This window comes from Streptomyces sp. NPDC028928, from assembly GCF_055564915.1.
This window is the reverse complement of sequence record NZ_JBVHVI010000001.1, coordinates 788,309-809,760: the sequence shown is the minus strand read 5'-3', so window position 1 is coordinate 809,760 and position 21,452 is coordinate 788,309. Positions and strand designations below refer to the sequence as shown.

General features: G+C 74.2%; 14 protein-coding genes. 4 read left to right on the top strand and 10 right to left on the bottom strand.

Annotation, left to right across the window (positions count from 1 at the left end; genetic code table 11):
- Nucleotides 1-21: 21 nt before the first annotated feature.
- The 7 genes from ACZ4U1_RS03655 to ACZ4U1_RS03625 form a co-directional block, all read right to left on the bottom strand.
- Nucleotides 22-2,760 carry a SpoIIE family protein phosphatase gene (locus ACZ4U1_RS03655; protein WP_467899138.1) on the bottom strand — a complete coding sequence of 913 codons (2,739 nt, stop codon included), beginning with the start codon at nt 2,758-2,760 and terminating at the stop codon, nt 22-24.
- A 138-nt stretch (nt 2,761-2,898) separates the two neighbouring features.
- Entirely contained in the window at nt 2,899-5,406 is a 2,508-nt protein-coding gene (locus ACZ4U1_RS03650) for a SpoIIE family protein phosphatase (RefSeq protein WP_467899136.1), read from the bottom strand.
- Between the two features lie 203 nt (nt 5,407-5,609).
- Complete coding sequence (locus tag ACZ4U1_RS03645; protein WP_467900063.1) at nt 5,610-7,055, bottom strand: FAD-dependent oxidoreductase; 1,446 nt, start codon at nt 7,053-7,055, stop codon at nt 5,610-5,612.
- Nucleotides 7,056-7,087: 32 nt separating this feature from the next.
- Nucleotides 7,088-8,224 carry an MAB_1171c family putative transporter gene (locus tag ACZ4U1_RS03640; protein ID WP_467899134.1) on the bottom strand — a complete coding sequence of 379 codons (1,137 nt, stop codon included), beginning with the start codon at nt 8,222-8,224 and terminating at the stop codon, nt 7,088-7,090.
- 79 nt (nt 8,225-8,303) lie between these two features.
- Entirely contained in the window at nt 8,304-9,467 is a 1,164-nt protein-coding gene (locus ACZ4U1_RS03635; RefSeq protein WP_467899132.1) for an MAB_1171c family putative transporter, read from the bottom strand.
- Nucleotides 9,464-9,961, bottom strand: coding sequence for a toxin (locus ACZ4U1_RS03630; protein WP_467899129.1), 498 nt, complete (start codon nt 9,959-9,961; stop codon nt 9,464-9,466). The genes ACZ4U1_RS03635 and ACZ4U1_RS03630 overlap by 4 nt, the downstream gene beginning before the upstream one ends.
- Nucleotides 9,962-10,157: 196 nt before the next feature.
- Nucleotides 10,158-10,775 (bottom strand): helix-turn-helix transcriptional regulator, encoded by a 618-nt coding sequence (locus ACZ4U1_RS03625; protein ID WP_467899128.1) that lies wholly within the window; start codon nt 10,773-10,775, stop codon nt 10,158-10,160.
- A 250-nt stretch (nt 10,776-11,025) separates the two neighbouring features.
- Here ACZ4U1_RS03625 and ACZ4U1_RS03620 point away from each other — a divergent pair, with 250 nt between their 5' ends.
- Nucleotides 11,026-12,093, top strand: a complete 1,068-nt coding sequence (locus ACZ4U1_RS03620; RefSeq protein WP_467899126.1) for a hypothetical protein — start codon at nt 11,026-11,028, stop codon at nt 12,091-12,093.
- A gap of 7 nt (nt 12,094-12,100) precedes the next feature.
- On the opposite strand, the gene ACZ4U1_RS03615 is transcribed toward ACZ4U1_RS03620, so the two are convergent.
- Both ACZ4U1_RS03615 and ACZ4U1_RS03610 read right to left on the bottom strand, forming a co-directional pair.
- Nucleotides 12,101-12,388, bottom strand: coding sequence for a DUF1232 domain-containing protein (locus ACZ4U1_RS03615; RefSeq protein ID WP_467899124.1), 288 nt, complete (start codon nt 12,386-12,388; stop codon nt 12,101-12,103).
- A gap of 39 nt (nt 12,389-12,427) precedes the next feature.
- Nucleotides 12,428-13,669 (bottom strand): hypothetical protein, encoded by a 1,242-nt coding sequence (locus ACZ4U1_RS03610; RefSeq protein ID WP_467899122.1) that lies wholly within the window; start codon nt 13,667-13,669, stop codon nt 12,428-12,430.
- 436 nt (nt 13,670-14,105) lie between these two features.
- Between ACZ4U1_RS03610 and ACZ4U1_RS03605 the strand changes: the two genes are divergently transcribed.
- The gene (locus ACZ4U1_RS03605; protein ID WP_467900061.1) at nt 14,106-14,501 is read left to right on the top strand and encodes a PadR family transcriptional regulator; all 396 of its coding nucleotides are present in this window, start codon (nt 14,106-14,108) and stop codon (nt 14,499-14,501) included.
- Nucleotides 14,498-15,502, top strand: coding sequence for a hypothetical protein (locus ACZ4U1_RS03600; RefSeq protein ID WP_467899120.1), 1,005 nt, complete (start codon nt 14,498-14,500; stop codon nt 15,500-15,502). The genes ACZ4U1_RS03605 and ACZ4U1_RS03600 overlap by 4 nt, the downstream gene beginning before the upstream one ends.
- 59 nt (nt 15,503-15,561) lie before the next feature.
- Here ACZ4U1_RS03600 and ACZ4U1_RS03595 read toward each other — a convergent pair whose 3' ends face one another.
- Nucleotides 15,562-16,527: a DUF1152 domain-containing protein gene (locus ACZ4U1_RS03595; protein ID WP_467899117.1), complete on the bottom strand. Its 966-nt coding sequence runs from the start codon at nt 16,525-16,527 to the stop codon at nt 15,562-15,564.
- 156 nt (nt 16,528-16,683) lie between these two features.
- Here ACZ4U1_RS03595 and ACZ4U1_RS03590 point away from each other — a divergent pair, with 156 nt between their 5' ends.
- The gene (locus ACZ4U1_RS03590) at nt 16,684-21,276 is read left to right on the top strand and encodes a hypothetical protein (RefSeq protein WP_467899116.1); all 4,593 of its coding nucleotides are present in this window, start codon (nt 16,684-16,686) and stop codon (nt 21,274-21,276) included.
- Nucleotides 21,277-21,452: the final 176 nt, after the last annotated feature.

The following is a 21,452-nucleotide window of genomic DNA, read 5'->3' as shown; positions in this document are numbered from 1 at the left end:
ATTTCCCCGCGCCCCCCACGCTCAGGGCAGCGGCTGCTCCGCCCAGATCACCTTGCCGTGCGGGGTGTACCGGGTGCCCCAGCGTTCGGCGAGCTGGGCCACCAGGAACAGGCCCCGGCCGCCCTCGTCGGTGCTCGCCGCGTACCGCAGATGCGGCGAGGTCGTGCTGCTGTCGGAGACCTCGCAGATCAGCGTGCGGTCGCGCAGCAGCCGCACCTCGATCGGGCCGCGCCCGTAGCGGATGGCGTTGGTGACCAGCTCGCTCAGGATCAGCTCCGTGGTGAACGCCAGCTCCTCCACACCCCAGTCGGCCAGCCGCCGGGTCACCGAGGCCCGTACCTCCGACACGGCCGCCGGTTCGGTGGGCACCTGCCACTGCGCGACCCGGTCGCCGCCCAGCACCCGGGTGCGGGCGACGATCAGCGCCACGTCGTCGCTCGGCCGGGCCGGCAGCCGGTCCAGCACGGTACGGCAGGTGTCCTCGGGGGAGGCGCCCGGCGTCCGGCGCAGGGCGTCGCGCAGCATGCCGAGCCCCTCGTCGATGTCCCGTTCCCGGTCCTCGATCAGCCCGTCGGTGTACAGCACCAGCCGGCTGTCCTCCGCCAGCTCCAGCTCCGCCGTCTCGAACGGCAGCCCGCCCAGGCCCAGCGGCGGTCCCGCGGGCAGGTCCGGGAACTCCACGGCGCCGTCCGGGTGCACCAGCGCGGGCGGCGGATGGCCGGCCCGCGCCATGGTGCACCGCCGGGACACCGGGTCGTAGATCGCGTACAGGCAGGTCGCGCCCGTCACCACGGCCGCGCCCGACGCCGGGGTCTCGTCCTGGTCGATCCGGCCGACCAGCTCGTCCAGCAGGCCGAGGAGCTCGTCCGGCGGCAGGTCGAGGGAGGAGAAGTTGTGCACCGCCGTGCGCAGCCGGCCCATGGTCGCCGCCGCGTGCAGCCCGTGCCCCACCACGTCCCCGACGACCAGCGCCACCCGGGCACCGGACAGCGGCAGCACGTCGAACCAGTCGCCGCCCACCCCCGCCTGGGCCGGCAGATACCGGTAGGCGATCTCCAGGGCGCCCTGCTCGGGCAGGGACCGCGGCAGCAGGCTGCGCTGCAGGGTGACCGCCATGCTGTGCTCGCGGGTGTACCGCCGGGCGTTGTCGATCGACACCGCCGCCCGCGCCACCAGCTCCTCCGCGAGGGCCAGCTCCTCGGCGTCGAACGGCTGCGGCTTCTCCGCCCGCCAGAAGTTCGCCAGGCCCAGCACCAGACTGCCCGCCCGCAGCGGCACGGTGATCAGCGAGTGGATGCCGTACGCCAGCACCTGGTCGGTGCGCTCCAGGTCCTGCGCCCGCCAGCCCGGCTCCTCGCGCAGCCGCTCCACGACGACCGACTGCCCGGTGGTCAGGGCGCGGGCCTGCGGCGAGGTGGCCACGAACCGGATCCGCTCGCCGACCGGGTACAGCGGGTACTCCTTCCGGATGCCCGCACAGGCCACGCGCCGCAGCGCCGTCCCCGGCCGCGGCTCCTCCCCGCTCAGCACCGCGTCGAACAGGTCCACCGTCGCGAAGTCCGCGAACCGGGGCACCGCCAGCCCGGCCAGCTCCTCCGCCGTCCGCGTCACGTCCAGGCTGGTGCCGATGCCCACCCCGGCGTCGTACAGCATGTTCAGCCGTTCCCGCGCGACGTCCGCGCGGCCCGACAGGGCCCGCAGCTCGGTGGAGTCGCGCAGGGTGGTGACGCTGCCGGGCGGGCCGCCGCGCAGATCGGTGGGCCGCTGGTTGATGGCCAGCAGACGGTCCTTGACCAGGTGCACCTCGTCCGTGGCGACCCGGCCCGAGGCCAGCAGCCCCGCCGTCTCGTCGTCCAGGCAGAGCTCCAGCACATGCCGCCGCTCCGCGTCCGCGGGCAGGTCCAGCAGCCGGTGCGCCTCGTCGTTGGCGAGCAGCAGCCTGCCGTCCCCGCCGACGATCAGCACACCCTCGCGGACCGCGTGCAGCACCGCGTCGTGGTGCTCGTACATCCGGGTCATCTCGTACGGCCCGAGGCCGTGCGTCTGGCGCAGCAGCCGTCTGCTGACCAGGGCCGTGCCCGCGGTGGCCAGCACCAGCGCGGCGGCCGCCGCGGCGAGCAGCAGCGGCAGCTGCTGGTCGGCCGCCCCGCCCACGTGCGCGGTGGTGACTCCGGCCGACACCAGGCCCACCACCGTGCCGTCGGAGTCCTTCACCGGCACCACGACCTGCACGAGCGGCCCGATGGTGCCGGTGATGTGCTCGGTGACCGTGCCGCCGGCCAGCGCCGGGGCGATCGTGCCGACGAACTTCTTGCCGATGCGGTCGGTCTTGGGGTGCGTGTAGCGGATGCCGTCGGTGTTCATCACGACGATGAAGTCCACGCCGGTCGCCAGGCGGGCCGCCTCCGCGCGCGGCTGCAGCACGGCCGAGGGGTCGGGCGAGCGCAGCGCGGCGGCCGTGCCGGGCGCGTTGGCGAACGTCTCGGCCACGGCGAGGGAACGGTTCGTCGCCTCCACGTCGCTGTCGTGCCGCACCTGGAGCACCTGGGCCACCACCGCCGCGACGACCAGCAGCAGCACGATCACCACCTGCAGGACGAACACCTGACCGGCCACACTGCGCCCGGTCACCGCCGACCGCAGCACCCCAGGCCGACTGCCGCCCGCGCCGCCTGCCGGTGGCGGTGGGCTGTGCGGTGCGCGCGGGTGCCCGAGAGAACGGGGCGGCCGAGTCGCGGGCCGGCCGGGCAGTCGCACCATGTGCCCATGTCTACACTGCCCGGCGCCATCAGGCGAGACCGTCACCCGGGGCGCCGACACCCGACCGGAGGCAGGGCACCGGCCCGGCGGTGTGCGGGGGAACGGCGCGGTGCCCGTCCAGCCGACGGGGTCGTCCGGTCATCCGTCGCCGGAGACGGCCGGGCGGCGGGCGGCGAGGAGGAGGGCCACGTCGTCGGGACGGTCGGTGGCGTGCCGCGCGGTGGCCGTGAGCCGGTCGGCGACCCCGGCCAGGGACCGCCCGCCGCGCCGGCCGGCCGTGGCACCCGCCTCGGCGAGCGCCAGCCGCAGCGCCGCGATGCCGTCGTCGATGTCGGCGCCGGGCCGCTCCACCAGACCGTCGGTGTACAGCGCGAGGATCGCCTCCGGTTCGAGCAGCAGCTCGGTCACCGGGTACCGGGCCTGCGGATCCACCCCGAGGACGACACCACCCGGGATGTCCAGCAGCCGGGTCCGGCCGTCGGGGCAGCGCAGCAACGGCGGCGGATGGCCCGCCCGGGCGACGCCGGCGCGGCCGGTCGCGGGGTCCAGGCGCAGATAGCAGCAACTGGCGAACTGGCCCGGGTCCAGGTCGATCAGCAGGAGGTTGGTGCCGCTCAGCACCTCGTCCGGCGGCCGGTCGCCCAGCGCGAACGCCCGGACCGCGCTGCGCAGCTGGCCCATGGTGGCCGCCGCCTGCACCCCGTGCCCCTGCACATCGCCGATGACCAGCGCGAGCCCGTCCCCGGCCTCCACCACGTCGTACCAGTCGCCGCCCACGTCCATGCCCTGGGTGCCCGGCAGATAGCGCCCCGCGGTCTCCACCCGCGGATGCGCCGACAGCCGGCGCGGCAGCAGCGCCTGCTGCAGACCGCGGGCGAGGGCCGCCTCGTCGTCGTAGCGGCGGGCCCGCTCCATCGCGTGCGCGATCAGCCCGGCGAGCGCGGTGAGGACCGTACGCTCCTCCGTGCTGAAGCTGCGCGAGCCGTCGAAGCCGAGGATGCAGGAGCCGACCGGCCGGCCGGAGGCGATCAGCGGCAGGAAGGCCCGCGCCCCCTCGTCCGCGTCGAGCGCGATCCCCGGGTAGGCCGCCGCGATCTGCCCCATCGACTCGAAGAACAGCGGCCGGCCGGTGGTCAGGGTCTCCACCCCGGGCAGATGGGCGTCGAGGCCGACACCTTCGAACGGGGCGAGGAAGCCCTGCGGGAACCCCGTCTCCCAGGCCAGGTACAGATGCCGGTCCTGGAGCAGGTAGATGGCCAGACGCCGGCCGCCGAACGCGGGCAGCAGCTCCTGCATCACCACCTCCGACACCTGCCGGGCCGTCACCGCGTCCGTCAGCGCGATGGCCAGCGCGATCGGCCGGTACAGCGGCGCCATCGCGTGCCCGCGCGCCACCGTGTCCTCGGAGACGTGCGCGCGGGGGACCGGTTCCGGTGTGGCGTCCATCCGGCTGGCCGGGACGAGCGTGCAGGTCAGCAGGTCCGTGCCGGGGTGCACCGACACGGCCAGCCAGTCGCCCTCGCCGGCCTCGTCCCGGTCGTCGGCGGGCCGCAGGGCGTGGAAGTGCACCGGCTCCGGGGACAGCAGGGCACCGCGCAGATGGTCGTCGTACGGCGGCCCGGTCAGCCAGGGCAGCGCGTCCCACAGCGCCCGCCCGAGCAGCGACTCCCGGGGCCGGCCCGCGAGCCGGGCCGCCGCCGGGTTGACGTACACGATCAGCCCCAGCCGGTCCAGGCAGAACACACCCTGCGGCAGCAGGTCGGCCGCGCCGTCCGCGGCGGCGGACGTACCCGGATCGAACACCACCCCGGCGACCGCCGGCCCGGCCCCGTCGGCACCGGCCGGCCACAGGTCCAGCAGCCGCGGTGTGCCGTCCCGGGCGCGCAGGCTCAGCGGCGCGCCCGGCGGTTTCCCGGCGGCGGCGTCGCGCAGCGCGGCCAGGATCCGGTGGGCGTCGGCCGGGGCCACGGCGTCCGCGAGCGCCGCCGCCGTCCCCGCGAACTCGCCGGGGCGCAGCCCGAGGAGGGCGTGCAGCCGGCCGTCCGCGTGCACCGCGGACGTCGCCGGGTCCCAGCTGAACCGTCCTACGGCGGCCCGAGCGGGCCCGCTCACCGGCGGCCGCAGGCACAGCGGCTCCCCGTCCCAGAACACCGCGCTCGTGTCCCCGCCGGCCAGGCCGAGCAGCTCGGCACCCAGGCCCTCGGCCAGCCGGGCGAGCACATCCCGGTCGAACAGCTCGTCCACCGTGTCCGACACCGCCGGGTGCAGCACGGTGAGCACCCCGAGCGGCTCGGTCCCGCCGGGCACCGGCATGTGCACGGACCCGAACGGGAAGGGCAGGCCGGCCGCGAACTGCGGATACCGGCGCATGGTCTCCGCGGCGTTCGGGAGGACCACCGGGACACCGAGCCGGTAGGCGTCGGCGACCGGGAACGGCCGGTCGACATGCAGCCGCCACCAGGGCCGGAACAGCGGCCCGGGCAGCCCCACGAGCACCGACAGCCGCAGCAGCCCCGGCACACCGGACCGCAGGTACACCCCCGCCACCCGCCCCCCGGCCGCGGTGAGCGCCCCGGCCGAGGCATCGGCCAGCAACGCGGTCAGCCGGGCCCGCCCACGGACCGCCTCCTCGTCACTCCCAGCCATCGGCCCTACCTCGTCCCATGTGCCTCCGGGTGGATGACACAGCAAGAATGCGCCACGGGACACCCCGAACGCACGTGGGCGGGTGGAGAGAAGGCGGGGTTGCTTCGCGGTCTTCCTGCCCCCGACCGGGCCTGTCGGCCCAGCCGGGCGAGAACAGCCGGGCCGGGCTCGCGCCGCCCGGCCGGAGCGCTGCTGGGAGAGGACTAGCGAACGGGGCCGGAGGCAGGTGACGGCTCCGAGCCCTTCTTCAGCCGGTCGAGGATCTCCCGCTCCGAGGGCCGTAGCGGCGGCTCGGAGATCTGGGGGAGGAGAGGGCCGGTCAGGGCGGCCAGCAGGGCCTTGGGGTGCAGTACCCGCCTCGGGGCCGCGTTGAGGCTGGTGACGTCCCACAGGGCTGCCGCCGCGTCGAGGGAACCCGTGGCGGCCTTGGTCAGACGGCGTGCGTAATGCGCGGCGACGCGGTCGGCGAGGTTGGGCTGCCCGCCGATCACACCGGGGTACAGGACGTCCATGCCGACGGCGGTGGCCCACGCGGTGTCCACGTGGCGGGCCGCGCCGCGAAGGACGCGTCGGGACAGGCCGGGGGCGGTGAGGCCGGTCCGGCGCAGTTCGCGGGCCAGGACCTGGGCGCCGAGTGCCGCCACCGACATGCCCTGGCCGTAGGCGGGGTTGAAGGTCGCCAGCGCGTCGCCGAGCACGATGAACCGCTCGGGCCATCGCGCCGACCTCTCGAAGTACCGGCGGGCGTTGCTCGTGCTGCGGCCACGGCTGACCACCACGTCGGTGAGGGCCTCCGCGCCGGAGATGAGCTGACCGACGATCGGGTGGGGCAGATCGAGCGTGTACCGGAGGAAGCCCTCGGGGTCCTCGGGCGGTTCGCCTCCGCGGGTGCCTCCCGCGCTGACCATCCACCGGTTCCCCTCGATCGGCAGCACCATCGCGCTGCGGCCGGGCCGGCCGTCGTAGGGATTCGCCTGCACCACCGTCAGCGGGAACGACTCCGCACCCGCCGGTGTGCGGTAGATCCGCGTGGCGTTGGTCAGACCGGAGTCGAGCCTCTGCTCTTCGACGCCCGTGATGCCGATCCCGCCGAGCCACTTCAGGCTGCCCGAGCCACGACCGCTCGCGTCGACGACCAGGTCCGCTTCCACCTCGGACCCGAGACGCTCCTCCGCGCCGCTGATCCGGACACCGCGGACCCGGTCGGCATCGCCGAGGAGCCCTTCCACCGCGGCCTGGTGGATCGAGACGTTCCGGTAGGAGTCGAGCAACGCCTGCCGGAGAACCCAGTCCAGCAGGGCACGCGTACAGGTGATCATGTACGGCCCGTCCCGCCGCCATCTGCGGAACCAGCCACTGTCCGCGGTGCGGGCCAGCATGCCGTTGCCGAGGGCGATCTCGTGGGCCCCCGCGTCCAGGAGCCGGTCACGCACGCTCACCGGGAAGAGGGACTCCAGGGCGGACAGCCCGCCGGCCATGAGCAGATGGGCATGCCGGCCCTGGGGAACACCCCGCCGGTTCTCGGGGCCCTCCGGAAGCTCGTCCCTGTCGAGAACGACGATCTGGAGCGTGGGCTCGGCGAGGGACAGGGCCGCGGCGGCCACCAGCCCGGCGATGCCGGCTCCGACCACGACAGCTTTGTGCGACAACTGGTTCTCCTTGTAGTGCTGATGGGCCGACGTCACCGGGTTCTCACCTGATCCGGTGCCGCCTCACCGAGGCGGTGCACGGCGTTCGCCAGCTCGACCAGATCGATGGTGACGCGGAACTTCTCCGGCGGATCGGCAGGTCCGTCGCCCTTGCCCGACGCCCGGCGTATCCCGTCGATGATCATCGCCTCCTCCGAGGCGATGCGCGCCCTTTCCCGCTGCTCGCCGCGCTCCACGGCGGCCGCGTACGTCGCGTGGCCGACCCGTTGGTCGAAGTACGCCGTCAACTGCAGGAGCGCGTCGCGGATGTTGGCCTCCAGCAGGTAGAGGCGGTTGCTGGGCAGCTGCCACCAGAGCTGCCACCAGGTCGGTTCCGCGACCGGTGTCGCCGCCACGTCCTTCACCGCCGACCACAGGGGCCGTAGCGCCCGGTAGGTGGCCAGGCTCTGCCGCTCCGCGGCGGCCGCGGAGGCGAGACGCGGCAGGACGAACCCGGCCGAGTAGATCAGGGCGCCGAGCGCGGCGGCCGGCGGCGCGACCGAGGTGGACAGGAAGTCCAGGTCGTAACCCAGCCAGCGGGCGACGACCGCGGTGACCTTGGCGAGCGTGAATCCGAGGGCGTCGAGCAGCAGACCGGCCAGGATCAGCCGGAGGCCGAGGCGGAGCAGCCCGGTGACCTCGTCGCGCGCCCACTTCAGACAGACGGCGCTCAGAACGATCGTGCTCGCCAGGTGACCCAGCAGGTAGAGGGCGATCATCTCCCGCATGTACGGGGTGTTCGCGTAGTACGTGTCCAGGTCGGTGAGGCGCTCCGTGTGCGCGTCCGCGAGGCTGAACAGCACGACGATGGCGACGATGAGCGTGCCGTAGACGGCCACCGCCAACCGGGTCATCCGGCGTATCTGCTCCTTCGGACCGCCCTTCCAGTGGATCAGCAGGATGATCAGGGAGCAGCTCAGGGCGGAGATCGAGCTGTACGTCAGCGGGGCGCCCACATTGGGGATGCCGGTGGCGTGGTTGACGGCGGCGAGCGTCACCGGAGCGGACCAGAAGAAGCACAGGGCGGCGATGAACGCGGTGGCCCGCGTGGCGATGGACAGCGGTGAGCGGGGAGTCCTGCGCGGCCGGCGGAGCATTATGGCGGCCAGAGCCAGAAGGAGAGACGCCATATACACGACAAGGCTCATCTTTCGGTGGCTCCGTTCAGGTCCTCTGGCTGTGGGGGGACTCGTGCACTCGGTCCGCTGGTCACACCGACCGAGCCGCGGCGGGGCCCGGCTCGACGGCCCGCGCCTCACGCTCGCACCTCTTCACGGCATCGGCGATGAGGACGAGGGACTCCGCGTCGCGCGGGTGGGAGAGCCGGGCCGGCGCACCGGCGGGGTCCAGCACCGGCTGGGTGCTGCGCCGCACGGCCGCGGCGATGGTCGCGGCCCACGCGGCGGAGGTGGCTCTGGACCAGTCGCCGGTCCTCTCGAACTCCACGTCGAGCGTGTGATCGTAGAGCCTCTCGTCGTAGAGCGTCTCGATCGCGAGGAGACCGTTGTGAATGGTGCTCCAGCGCCAGGTGCCCCACAGGAACGGCGAGCGCGGCCGCTCCACACGCAGGGCACGGTCCGTGAGCACCGGATCCAGTACGGCATCGAGAGGCGCCAGACGGAAGAAGTCACGCCAGGCCGACAGATGGTGGCCGGCCATGGGCAGGAGCACTCCCACCACGGTGAGCACCGCCCCCAGACCCGCACACAGGGGCGGGATGGACGTACCGAGCACCGCCCAGTCCCGACCGGTCCACCGGGCGACCACAGCGATCAGTTTGCAGATGCTGTACCCGGAACTGATCACCGTGCCCGTGCCGATCGTCAGCAGACTGGCCCGCAGCCACGGACGCCTCCGCACTTCCGCTTCGAATCCCCAGCGCAGCGACCAGACCGCACTGACCGTTACGGCCGTCAGATGAGCGATCAGATACAGGACGACCATTTCGGAGATCCAGGGGGTCGTCGCGTAGTACGTGTCGAAGTCGCTGCTGCGTTCCTCGGTGGCGTCCCCGAGTGTGAACAGGGCGGCGATGCCGGCGAGTACGGCCGTGTACCCGTAGAGCCAGCTCAGTGTCGTCCGGCGCAGTGAGGGGCCGCCACGCCAGCAGGCGATCATGATCAGCAGTGCCGCGCTGTACGCGGTGATCGACGCGTAGGTCAGGGGAGCGGCCAGGTTGGGCACACCGCTGACCCGATTGATCACCTGCACCGAAGCGGGCGCCCCGAAGAGAAAGCAGAGCGATGCGAGCGCCAGCACCCCGTTGACCGCGCGAAGTGATCGTTCGCTCCAGTGCCGGATCAGATCGGGCAGCTTGACCAGCAGGCCGACCCACAGCAGGCCGCAGCTTATGTAGTTGATCGACCCGCTCATTTCCGGTTCCCCCGATAGTTGAGGGAGTCTGCGATGCGGCGGGCCGTCTCGCCGGTGATCACATCGCGCTCCATCAGGGCACGCATCTCCTGTCCGACCCGGATCCCGAACAACTCGGCTTCTTTCTCGGGATCCTCGTCGAAACGGGAACGTGCGGCGGCCGGCTGCGCGCCGTGCACATGCCCGGCCTCCAGCGCTTCCCAGGCACCGTCCGCCAGTTGCTCGGGGGTGAAACCGTCCTTCTGCCGCATGTGCCACAGCTCGTGGCCGAAGATCTGCGCCTGATGCCAGATCTCCGCGTCCTGCTCGATGATGATGTCGTCCTGGTCCGCGCGCTCCAGCCACATCCCCGTGGCCTTGAACTCACGCGGGATGTGCACCCTGTGCACCACGAGCCTGCGGTCGCCGCGCCACCGCCGGGCCGACTCGACCAGGGCCTCGAACAACGCCTCGGGATCCCCCAAAGCCTCTCCCGCGGACAGGTCGTCGTCCACGCCGGTGCCGCTCAGCCTCGCCCGGATCGGAGCGATGAGCATCTCGGCGAACTGCCGCATCTCCCGGTCGCGCTGCCGTAACCTCTGCCATTGACGAAGCCGGGCCATCGCAGTCATAGGCAGCCGTCCCGCCCGCTCGGAGCAGCAGAAGTCACGAGGGCCCGGGGTGAGCCGAGCACTCCGGCGGCCCCGGAGATCACCACGCGGACCCCTTGCGCTGCCGGCCGCCGCTGTCGGCACCGGACGCGGCGGGCCGGGTGACGCCCTCCGCCCACTGGGCCATCGCCTGCACCCCGCTGGGCGACAGCAGTCCCCGCGCGGCCAGCCGCAGGATCTCGGGCGTACGAAGCTCGGCGAGGGGATCCGACTGCGACTCAAGGCGTTGCAGATGCCGTTGAAGCGCCTCGTTGAGCGCCTCGGGCTCGTCGGCGAAGAAGAACCCGGGCGGCAGCGAGAAGAACCGCCGGAGCCGGTCGGCGGACTCCAGACTGGGCAGGCCCTTTCGACGCCACTCGCTCATCGTCTGACGGGTCACGCCCGCTGCCGCGGCGATCTCTTCGAGGGTGTACTTCTTTCCGTCGTCGCGCCGGCGCGTCTCGCGGAGGAGGTCGAGCCGCTGCCGTACCCGCTCCGCCACCGAGACCTCCTCGGCCCGCCCGCCGGCGAGCAGGGTCTCGACCACGGCCTCGGGGATCCCCGTCTCGAAGGACAGGTCACGTGTGTTCAGCACGTCCGTCAACTCGGCCCGGCCGGCGGCATGGTGGATGCGTTCCAGGGTTCCGGCCAGTCTTGCGTAGGCATCGTCTGCTGCCACCGAGCATTCTCCTGGGCACGTCGCTGATCAGGGGGCGGGACGTAGGCGAGGGTATCCGCATCGCCTCGACTGGTCGACAGTGTCGAGAGAACCTGCATGGGTGCGCAGGCTGAGTTGACATCCCGTGGCGTGCGGTAGCAGGATCACCGCGCAGGGTGATCCAACAAACCAGTTGGGTGGTGTGGTTGCCGTAGCAGAGCCCTCAGCGGCGTCCAGGCTGTCCGTCCCTACCCCGCCGAGAGGTGACGCGATGTCTGACCCCTTGTTACTGCTCGGCGCGGGATCGGCAGCGGCTGGGGCGGAGTTCCCTCTCGCGCGGATCGCCGCCGCGCACCCGGTCGTACTCGTCGACACCACCGCGCCGGCCTGGGCCAGACCCTATCTGCTGAAGCACATCGCGGCCGACCTCACCCACCACCCGGCCACCGCGGACGCGGTGATGAGCTACGCCTCGCGTCACGACGTGTGCGGTGTGCTCAGCTATGTGCCGGATCATCTGGTCACTGCGTCGCGCATCGCCGGCCGGTTGGGCCTTCCGGCGGCCTCGGCCGAGTCGTTGGCCGTGTTGAGCGACACCACGGCGCTGCGCGGACTGCTGGCACGCCACCACGTGTGCCAGCCCCACATGCCGGAAGCCGTGGACGAGCATCTCGACGGGCCCGCGATCTCCGCCGAGACCGTGGTCCTGCCCGACGGTGACGTGCGGATCGTCGCCCTCACGCGTACGACCTTCGGCTCGACGGGCGGCCGGGAGGCGGCGCGTCACTCCGTCTACGCGCACGACAGCCTGCTGCACAACCCGGTCGTGCGGCAGATCGTCCAGCGCGTCGTACGGGCCGTCGGCATCACGTTCGGGGTCCTGCACATCAGCATGAGGCTGACCTCCCTCGGTCCGCGTGTCACCGATGTACAAGCCCGCTTGGCGGACGATCTCATCCCGTTGCTCGTCAAGCGGGCCACGGGGATAGACCTCCCGCTCGTCTCCGCGGCCCTGGCCGCGGGCAGGACCCCCGATCTCACGCCGACCCGGCAGAGAGCGGCCGCCATCCAGTTCGCCTACCCCGCCGTGAGCGGCCGGATCGAACACCTCGAGGTCTCGCCCGAGGCTGCCCGTCAGCCGCTGCTCGACCGCGTGGTCCTGCTCCAGCAGGCAGGGAACCACGTTCTCGCCTTGCCTGAAGCCGGACTGCACGACCGCCTGGCCTACTGGGTCGTGTCGGGTACCGACCAGGAACACTGCGCTGCCGTTCTCGACGACATGACGAAGCACGTGAGCGTCGGCATTACCGCTGCGGCCGTCAGCGGTCAGGCCGCGTGACGCCCGGTCAGGACCCGGCCGTCTCCCGCGGCAGCGGCCGGGCGGACCGCAGGCTGCGCAGGGCGAGGAGCAGGACGCCGATGTCGTCCAGATAGACCGGGTCCGGCAGCAGATCGGCGGGCAGCAGCAGATACGCGACCGCGCCCCAGAACACCCACCGCGGTCCCGTCGGCAGCCCCGCCCGCCGCAGCGTCCGCCGCGCACGCACCAGCCGTACCAGCAGACCGACCGCGACGGCGAGCAGCCCCGCGGCGACGACGGCGGCGATCGTCAGGAGGGTCGTGGTCGTGTCCATACTGATCCCTTGCCCTGGCTCCTCGTCCCGGCCGAGCCCCTACGACGACGACCGGTCATCGGCATGGCCGTCGGTGGCCCCGCTCCGGTCGGCCTCCCACGCGGGCCCGGCCGGTGTGCCGTTCGGTGAGGCGTGCGGTGAGGCCTCCGCGGCGGGCTCCGGCTGCTGCCGGCCCTTGGCGGTCAGCTTCAACCGCTCGAACGTCCGCGTCAACTGCTGCAGCGCGGTCGGCGTCCGGGCGGCGGCGGGCCGCTGCTGGGGCACGGCGGGCGCGGGGACGTCCCGGTAGGCGGCCAGGGCCTCCAGCGCCTGCTCGGCGGCCTGCTTGTACAGGTCCCGGGACTTCGTCATCGCCTCCAGCGCCTCGGCGTACATGGCGACCAGCCGCCGCTCACGCTCCAGCTGCTCCTGAAGGGTCATCAGGGTCCAGTTGTCGCGCAGGTCCGCCAGCGCCTCCTCGGCGCCCTGGGGCAGCGGCCGGGGCAGGGCGACGAAGTGCCGCAGCGCCGCGATGAGTTCGACCGGCTCCGAACCGTCCAGGAAGACGCTGCGCACGCTGTGCTCCCGGCCGTCGTAGCCGTCCTCCGGCGCCGGATCCGGCGGCAGCAGCACCGCGCCGCCGCGCGGCACCTCGACGCCGAGGTCCTTCAGCGCCCAGTTGACGCCGCGCAGCTGCTGCGGGGCGGCCCGGTGCTCCACCACGCGGTGCCGCAGACCGGGCGGCAGCAGCCGCGCCAGCGGCAGCCTGCCCCGCTCGTCCGGAGTCATCGCCTCGTGGACGACGACATGGACGCACCACGCCTCCCGGGCCGCGTCGCGCAGCCGGCGCCGCATCTCCTTGTCGTCCTCGGGCAGCGCGTTGACCTGACGGAGACGCAGGCCGGCGACCGTGGGGTGATGGTCCCAGGAGCCGTCCTCGTCCTCGCCCGAGCCGGCCTCGGGCCAGAACAGGGTCGCGGGCGAGGGCCACGCGTCGTCCCACGGGCGTTCCGCCTCCGCGACCAGCCGCCACTCGTGGCCCTGCGGCCGGCCCTGACGCGGTACGAGGGTGAGCCGGGCCCGCACGGTCACGGTGCCGCCGGCCCGCCAGCGCGCCTCGAAGACCCGCAGCTCCGGATCCTCGCCCGTGGGCGGCTCGGCGAAGTCGTCGATGTCCCCGCTGTCCTTGTGCCGGCGCAGGGTGCGGCGGACGACCTCCTCGGGGGCGGGACCCGTGTGGCGGCCCCGGGCCGCCCAGAGGGTCTGCGGGATGGTGGCGCGGTCGCTGGCGGAGTTCGACATGAGCCAATCTGCTGATGGGGGCGGGTGAGCTTCCCAGTATCACTGCTCGGCGGGCGACACGGCGGCCGGGGGCCCGGCCCCGCGCGTCGCCCGGAGGTGTGGCCGGCGCACGGGGGGTGCGCCGCACGCCCGGGGCGCGTGCCGTACGCCCGGGGTGTGTGCCGTACGCGCGTGGTGCGTGGTGTACGCCCGGCATGTGCGCGGTGCGCGTCAGGTGACCGCCGCACACCCGTGCCCGGCCGCCGCGCACGGCGCCCACAATGTCCGGCGAACGGGGTTCGCCCGTCCATCCGCTCCGGGGCGGACCCCGTTCACTCCCTGCGCCCGCCCCGATACGGCGCACTCCACGGACGGCCGGCTGGATACGCCCGATCGCGTGACACCGCGCGATATATATCGGCCACCGATATATCCTGGCCGTATGACAGCGAAGAGCATGACCCGAGCGGCGTTCTTCGTCCTCACGGCGCTCGCCGACCAGCCGCGGCACGGCTACGGCATCCTGCGCGAGGTCGAGGACCTGTCCGACGGGGAGGTGCGGTTGCGGGTCGGCACGCTGTACGGCGTGCTGGACCGGCTCACCGCGGACGGCCTGATCGTGCTGGACCGGGAGGAGGTGCAGCAGGGCCGGCTGCGGCGCTACTACCGGCTCACCGACGAGGGCGTGGCGGCACTCGACGCGGAGGCCGAGCGGATGGCGGCCGGCGCCGGGGCCGCCAAGCGGCGCATCGCTGCCGGCCGCCGCGCCGGTGCCCCGGCCCGTCCCGCAGCCGACGGCCCGGCCGGCCTCCGACCCCCCACCACGCCCGGACTCGCGGGAGGCTACGCATGACCACGCTGCTGGAGACCCGCTACCGCACCGTCCTGCGCCTGCTCCCCGCCTCCTACCGGCGCGAACGGGAGGAGGAGATGGTCGAGACGTACCTGGGGGACATCGACCGCGAGCTCCAGGACCAGAGCCGGCCCACGCTCGGCGAGGTGGCCAGCATCGCCGCGCTCGCCGTGCGCTGCCGGCTCGGCGCGCCCGGCGCACCCCGCAGGTACGCCGTGCTCGGCTCGGCCGTCCGCCTCTTCGCCCTGTCCGCCGTGCTGCTCCAGGCGGTCTGCGCGGTCGTCGACCGGGTCCTGGAGCTGACCTGGGCGTTCACCCACGGTGCGAGCGGGCGGCAGATGTTCCTCACCGGGTTCACCGGCCGCGGTGCGACGGACACGGTCGTCGCCGTGCTCGCCTGGACGCTTCCCCTGCTGTGGACGGTGGCCTACTTCGCCCTGCTGCACGACCGCCGCCGCCTGGCCCGGTACAGCGCCCTCGGCGCGGCCCTGCCCGCGCTGTGGCCCCTGGTCCGTCCGCTGGCCGGGGACGGGGTGCCGCCGGGGGTGCCGTGGTACGAGACGTCGGCCGCGCTGCTGGCCTGGCTGCCGGCGCTCGCCCTGTGCGCCGCCCACCACCGGGACGCGCCTGCGGCCCGGCTGCCCGCCGGCTCGCCGGGCCTGGTGTTCCTGGCCGGGTGCGTGGTGACCGGTGGGTCCGTCGTGCTGCTGCCGGGCGCCGCGGACCTCGTGTGGGCGCCCGCCACCGGTTTCGTCGTGGGCGCTCTCGGCTGGCTGCTGTGGCGCGCCCGGCGCGGGGACGGTACGTCCCCCGGGGCCGCCCTCGCCCTGGCGGCGCTCGGCCTGCTCGTCCTGGCGGTGCGGGTGGCGGCCCTCTATCCCTGGCTGCACGTCCCCGGGGCGGGCGTGCTCCTCGGTGGCGGCCTCGGCCAGACGGCGGCCCTCGTCCTGCTGACCGCGGCACTCGCCGTGGTCGGGGGCCGGGACCTCGCCCGGCGCTGACCGGCCCCTCAGCCGTCTCCAGCTCCTCAGCCGTCTCCGGCTCCTCAGCTGTCCCGGGCTCAGTGCGGGAACGCCCGGGGCGGTCGCTGCCGGGGCACCTCGTCGCGGAACTCGGCGATGACCGTGCTGATCTGCCGCATCAGCACGGTGTCCTCCAGCCGTTCCAGATAGAGGTTGGCGTGCGCCAGCGCGGGCAGATCCACGCAGAAGTAGAGGGCCATCAGCGGGTTGACGAACAGCTCGCTGTCCCGGGTGCGTTCGGTGAACCGGACATCGCCGAACTCGCCGCTCACCGCCGCCGCGACGGACCCCTGCACGATGCTCGGACGGCTCGCGTGGCAGCGCTGGGCGTGGGCCACCGCGTCCAGGTAGGCGGCGCCCTCCGGGCTCTCGCGCGGGAGTGAGAACGCGCCCAGATAGCCGCCCGCGCGGTCCAGGGCGGCCAGGTTCTCCAGCGCCAGCGCGTGATTGACCCCGTGATAGGCGTCCACGCCGAAGCCCAGGCAGGCCACCAGCCGGTGCGGTATCTCCGTGAGCCCGGAGACGGCGGCCAGGCTCGCCATGTCCTCCTCGGGCGTGCCGAGCCCGTGCTCGTCGCCGCGCATCAGGATGTCCGTGCCGCCGTCCACCAGCACGATCGCGTCCACCCCGCCGAGGTGCGCGAGAAGCGCCCGGTAGGCGGCGCGCAGCGGCGCGACACCGGTCAGCGGAAAGGCGTACACGGTGTCGGGCAGGCCCTGCGACCGCAGCCACCGGGCGAGCGCACGCTCGGGGAAGTAGTCGCCGCGCAACGGCGTGTCCGGGCGGACGGCGGCGACATCCGCCTCGACCCAGGTGTCCAGGTCCAGGCCGTACAGGTCGGCGAAGGACAGGTTGGCCAGGTGCACCTCCTTGCCGGCCGCCCGCAGGGCGAGGGCGAGGGGAAGCCCGGCGTAGACGTCGAAGCCGCCGCCGGCGCCGGCGACGAGCACGCGACGGGCCTCGCGCAGGCGGGCGAAGAAGGGGGGTTCGGACAGCGAGAACATCGCAGGACCCTAACAGGGCCCTCCCCGGGGGCGGTTCAGGGTTTTCGCGGTACGACCCCGGAGGCGACCCCGATTGTCCACAGGACCGGGCCGCCCGCCTGCGGCGGTTGTCCACAGGCCCGGACGGGTGTCGGAGCCTCGTGCCAAGATCGCCGCATGCTCACTCACGACCTGCTGCCCGCGGAACCCCACCGGTCCAGGACCTATGCCCTCTGGGTCAGGTCCCACGATCCGGGCGCCGAGAACACCGCCGGCGCCCTGCTCGACGAGGTGGCGGCGGCCGTGTCGTCCGCGTATCCGAAGATGGGGCGCTGCCTCGAGCGGCTGCGGCGGCCGGCGAGCGGACTGCCGCCCGCCCATCTGCCCTGGTTCTGGGACACGGTGGCACACCGGCTGCTGGGATACCCCGGCGGCGCCGCGGCCAAGGCCTACTCCCTGGCCCGCAAGGCGGAGCAGGAGCACGCGCTGCCCGTCGACCCCGGCTGGCGGCGGGCCGACGCGCTGCTCTTCGCGGCGCGCGGAGCCCTGCCGGTGAAGGAGCTGAGCGAGCATCAGCGCTGGCTGGCCGGGCAGTTGGCACCCGTCGAGGCACACGAGGAGTACGTGCGCGTGCTGACCGCCTGGGCGGCCTCGCCCGGGGATCTCCCCGCCGACCTCGCACGCCGGATCGGCGCGTCCGCGCGGGCCGCCGGCCTCGGCACCGACGAGGACGCCCGGGTCCTGGGACAGGTCCTCGGTGCCGCCCGCGGCAAGGCGGTCCCGGACGCCCTGCTGGAGGCCGCCGCCGGACCGCTGGGCGACCATCCGCAAAGCCTTGAGGTGCAGTCCGCCTTGCTCGACCTGTTCCCGGAATCCCGCAAGGACGCGGCGGCCTGGCTGCGGCTGCTGCTGCGCGGCGGCATCGTGGACGCGGCGGCGGCCGGGCACCTCGAACCGGAGGGCGGGCCGGCCGGCTGGCTGGGCCGGTACACACGCACGTACCGGCACCAGAAGGTGGCGTACGGCGGCGTGGCGAGCCAGCCCATGCCCGCCGAACTCTTCGAGATCGTCTCCCGGTTCGCGCCCCGGCTGCGCGCCGCGGGCACGCCCGTGGTGATCCACGAGGACAAGTACCGCTGGCCGGCCCTGGACGCCGACCTCCTGGACGCCTGTCTCGCCGAGGGCATCGAGGTGGCGGACCCGGGCGACGCCGTAGGGCTGACGTTCTGGGACGACCGGTCGCGCCGCGACCTGAAGGCACTGGCCGCCCACCCGGTGTTCGGCCGCCGCCTCGAAGGCACGGTGCACGAAGGGCTGCGCGGCTCCGGCACCGCGATCACCCGGCTGCCGCGGAACGCCGGCATCGCCGCCGAGGTGCACACCCGCGTCGAGGGCCTGCTCGGCGCGCTGCGCGGCGGCGGGCTCGCCGCGGCCGACGAGGCGGTCACCGAACTGTCCGGCCTGCTGGACCGGCCCACCGCCGTCGCCCTGGACGGCATCGAAGAAGCGCTGGCCGCGCTGGACCTCACCGGTCCGCTGGCCCGTGCCCTGCGCGCCGGACTGCCCGAGGAACTGGGCTGGCCCGCCCTGGACGCGGCCCTCGAGGAGTTCGACGCGGCCGACACCCTCCAGGTCACCTGCACCTGGCCGGTCCTCACCGTCTTCGGCGGCGACCGCGCCGTGGCCGTCGACCCCGCCGGCACCCGCGCGACCTGCTCCTTCCGGGTGCCGGACGAGGCGACCTCGCACGCCGTCCACTACGTCGGCGGCCACTTCCTCGTCAGCTGGCGCACCGGCGACCGCTACTCGACCGCCGACCAGGCGTACTGGGCCGACCGCCCGGAAGAGGTGTTCACCCCGGAGGACCGGTTCGGTCTGCGGCCGTACGGCGGACTGATCCAGGGCGGGTTCGGGTACCAGTTCGAGACCCCGGACCGCGGCGGCCGGTTCGACGGGCAGCGGGTGCTGCGGCCGGGAGGGCGCGAGGGCATCGGCGGGCACGACTTCCAGATGAGCGACGGCCGGCGCTTCTTCGGCGCCCAGGTGTTCCACACCCGCGGCAACTGGACGCCGTACGACCCCGCGACCGGCGTCCCGGCGGCCGACCGCACCCTGCCCGACTTCCACCGCGACCGGGAACTCCCTCCCGGCATGGAGGAGTTCGAAGGCGGCCAGTACCTCGCGGTGCTCCCCGAGGACGCCCCGGCCTCACCGTTCGGCCAGGACGGACGGCTCGTCGGCTGCCGTGTCCTCAACCGCACGCCCTACCAGGGCCCCTCACCCACCGAGTTCCTGCTGGAGTCGGCCGACGGCCGCTCCGCCCGCTACCGCAGCCGCCGCTTCGGCCGCCACCCCTGGGGCGTCATCGGCCTCCCCGAGGGCGGCGAGGACGCCGTCACCGTCGGCGAGGTGACCGTCCGCTGCCACGCCGCCGCGGACAACTCGCTGCTCTGGCAGGTCCACGGCTTCGTCCCGCCCTCCGGACGCGACCGCGACCACCCGCCCACCCTCGGCGAGCACGCCGGTCCGGTGCCACCGCCCGCGTTCTGGCACTTCCTCACCCCGCGCGACGCACGCTCCTCGAAGGCGCTGCGCACCGTCTCCGACGCGACCGTGCGCGCCCTCCTGGACGCCGCCCGGGAGACCCGGGACGACGGCGAACTGCGCGCCCGGGTCACCGGGCTGCTGCCCGAGGCCGGCGACGCCCGCGTGCGCGACGGGGTGGTGCGTGCGGCCCGGCTCGCGGCCGACGTGCTGCGCCGCCGCGCGGAGCTGTCCCGGCGCGTCGGCATCATGCGCTCGGGCCCGGTCGTGACCCTCCCCGCCGGCATCCCCGACACCGATCTCGTCCCCGCCCTGTCCGGCCTCCTGCCCGACCTGCGCGTCTACGAGGCCCACGCCCCCGAGCGGCATCCCGGCACCCTCACCGCCGTTGCCGCAGACGGCCGCTTCCTGCGCGGCGAGATCGACGACGAGACCCGCAGCCTCGCCCCGCCTGCACACCCCGCGGAATGGCAGGTGTTGCTCGGCGCCATCGACGCCGTCGCCTGGCGGGCCGCCGTCGAGACCACACCCGAGGCCGACCGCACCGCCCTGAACGCCCTGCTGCGGACCTGGAGCCGGCAGCCCTTCGCCGAACCCGGCGGCACCTGGCGCACCGGCCGCGCCCCGCAGGAGGAGCTGACCGCCGTGACCGGCGCCGCGGCGGGCCCGCCACGCGGCGGACTCCGCCGCTTCGTCCAGCCGGCCACGGCCCCCGCACCGGCCGGCACCGAGGAGGCGCAGACCGTCACGCTCACCCGGGACGACGGCGGGCGCCTCACCCGCCTCCTGGAGCTGGTCGAACAGAACGGACCGGTCCCGCTGACCCCGGAGGCCCTCGCCGTGTTCTCCTGGCGCACCGGAGTACGACGCCCCGTCGCCACCCTGGCCCTCGCCGGGCTCCCGCGCCGCGCGGGGCACGACGACCACGCCAGGATGCTGCGTTCCAGGCCCTACAAGGCGAACAGGACCACGGCCGCGGAGTACGACGGCTTCTGGCACCGTCTCGGCGCCCACGGCCGGCGCCGGCTGCTCGCCGCCGGGGTCCCGGAGGACCCCGCCGACCTGTGGACGGCGGACGGGCTCGTCCGGGCCGCGGAACGGATGGCGGCCGTCTGGGCCGAGCTGCTCGGCACCCGGCCCTATGTCGACGAGGAGCTGGCGGACGCCCTGGAGGCCGACCTGGGCCTGTCCGCCGAGTGGGCCAGCGCCCTGCCCGCCGGCCGCCCGCCGGCCGAACCGGGCGGACACCTCCTGGTCGGCAGCCGCACCGGCCGGCTCCACCTGCATCAGGCAGCGCCGGACGGCACGGCCGGCGCGTGGATACGCCGGGACCGCGCGCCGCACACCGAGACGCTGTCCGTGATCGCCTGGGCCCTCACCGAGCGGCCGGTCGGCGACCCCGCGGCCGAGGGAGCGCTGAAGCTGTACGAGGGCCTGCGAGCGTGGTTCGCCGCGCCGGACACGCTGCTCGAGCTGCTGCCGTCCCCCGCCCTGGCCCGGGCCGCCGCCGGGGATCCGGCCTTCCGGCCCTTCGCGGGCACCCTGCTCCCGTGCCCGGAGCCGCTCCTGGACACCGTCCCGGAAGCACCCACCGCGCTGGAGGACGGGACGTTCGTCGTCGCGGTGCCCAGCGGGGACCTCTTCCTGCGGACGGCCGCCCTCGCGGAACCGGAGCGCGTGGCCGCGGCGCTGGACCTGTGCGACCGGCTGGACCTGTCCCGGCTCCGGGAGGAGGTCACGGGGATACGGGCGCTGCTCGACGGGCTGGCCCGGACGGCAGCCCGCGCCGCCGGGACACCGGTGCCCGCGGGCGGTTACGAGGCCAACCCCGCGCTCAGCGCCCCGGACCTGGTCACCGAGGTCGCGCAGCGGCTCGGTGTCGGTACGGACGCCGCCGCGCTCCACCTCCAGCTGCGCGCGCTCGCCCGGCCCACGGATCGCAACGTCCGCCGCTGGAACGGCTGGTCGGCCGCCCGGCACAAGGCGGCGCAGGCGGAGTTGGTGGCGGTCGGCGCGGTGCAGACCGGCCGGCGGGCCCGGGCCGGGCGCACGGCCTTCGCCCCCGACACCTGGGAGACCCTCGACGCACCCCATCTGCCCGTGGAGAGCGGCAAGTTGGGCACGCACGGCGCGGTGCGGGCGGGCAAGGGCGTGTACGGCCCCTTCACCCGGCTGCTGTCCCCGGTGCCGCTGCACGAGCTGTTCGCCCGGGCGGCGCGGGCCTGAGCGGAGACGGCGCGGGCCTGGACGGCGGCGGCATTGGCCTGAACGGGGCGGCGGCTGAACGGCGGCGGGGGGGGGGGGGGGGGGGGGGGGGGGGGGGGGGGGGGGGGGGGGGGGGGGGGGGGGGTTGGTTGTTCCGCTGTGTCCCTTCCCCCCTCCCCCCCTTCCCCCCCCTCTCT

Excerpts from the sequence above, each read along its gene's own strand:
- ACZ4U1_RS03655 (WP_467899138.1), bottom strand. The coding sequence starts at position 2,760 with ATGGTGCGACTGCCCGGCCGGCCCGCGACTCGGCCGCCCCGTTCTCTC.
- ACZ4U1_RS03650 (WP_467899136.1), bottom strand. The coding sequence starts at position 5,406 with ATGGCTGGGAGTGACGAGGAGGCGGTCCGTGGGCGGGCCCGGCTGACC.
- ACZ4U1_RS03640 (WP_467899134.1), bottom strand. The coding sequence starts at position 8,224 with ATGGCGTCTCTCCTTCTGGCTCTGGCCGCCATAATGCTCCGCCGGCCG.
- ACZ4U1_RS03635 (WP_467899132.1), bottom strand. The coding sequence starts at position 9,467 with ATGAGCGGGTCGATCAACTACATAAGCTGCGGCCTGCTGTGGGTCGGC.
- ACZ4U1_RS03620 (WP_467899126.1), top strand. The coding sequence starts at position 11,026 with ATGTCTGACCCCTTGTTACTGCTCGGCGCGGGATCGGCAGCGGCTGGG.
- ACZ4U1_RS03615 (WP_467899124.1), bottom strand. The coding sequence starts at position 12,388 with ATGGACACGACCACGACCCTCCTGACGATCGCCGCCGTCGTCGCCGCG.
- ACZ4U1_RS03610 (WP_467899122.1), bottom strand. The coding sequence starts at position 13,669 with ATGTCGAACTCCGCCAGCGACCGCGCCACCATCCCGCAGACCCTCTGG.
- ACZ4U1_RS03605 (WP_467900061.1), top strand. The coding sequence starts at position 14,106 with ATGACCCGAGCGGCGTTCTTCGTCCTCACGGCGCTCGCCGACCAGCCG.
- ACZ4U1_RS03600 (WP_467899120.1), top strand. The coding sequence starts at position 14,498 with ATGACCACGCTGCTGGAGACCCGCTACCGCACCGTCCTGCGCCTGCTC.
- ACZ4U1_RS03595 (WP_467899117.1), bottom strand. The coding sequence starts at position 16,527 with ATGTTCTCGCTGTCCGAACCCCCCTTCTTCGCCCGCCTGCGCGAGGCC.
- ACZ4U1_RS03590 (WP_467899116.1), top strand. The coding sequence starts at position 16,684 with ATGCTCACTCACGACCTGCTGCCCGCGGAACCCCACCGGTCCAGGACC.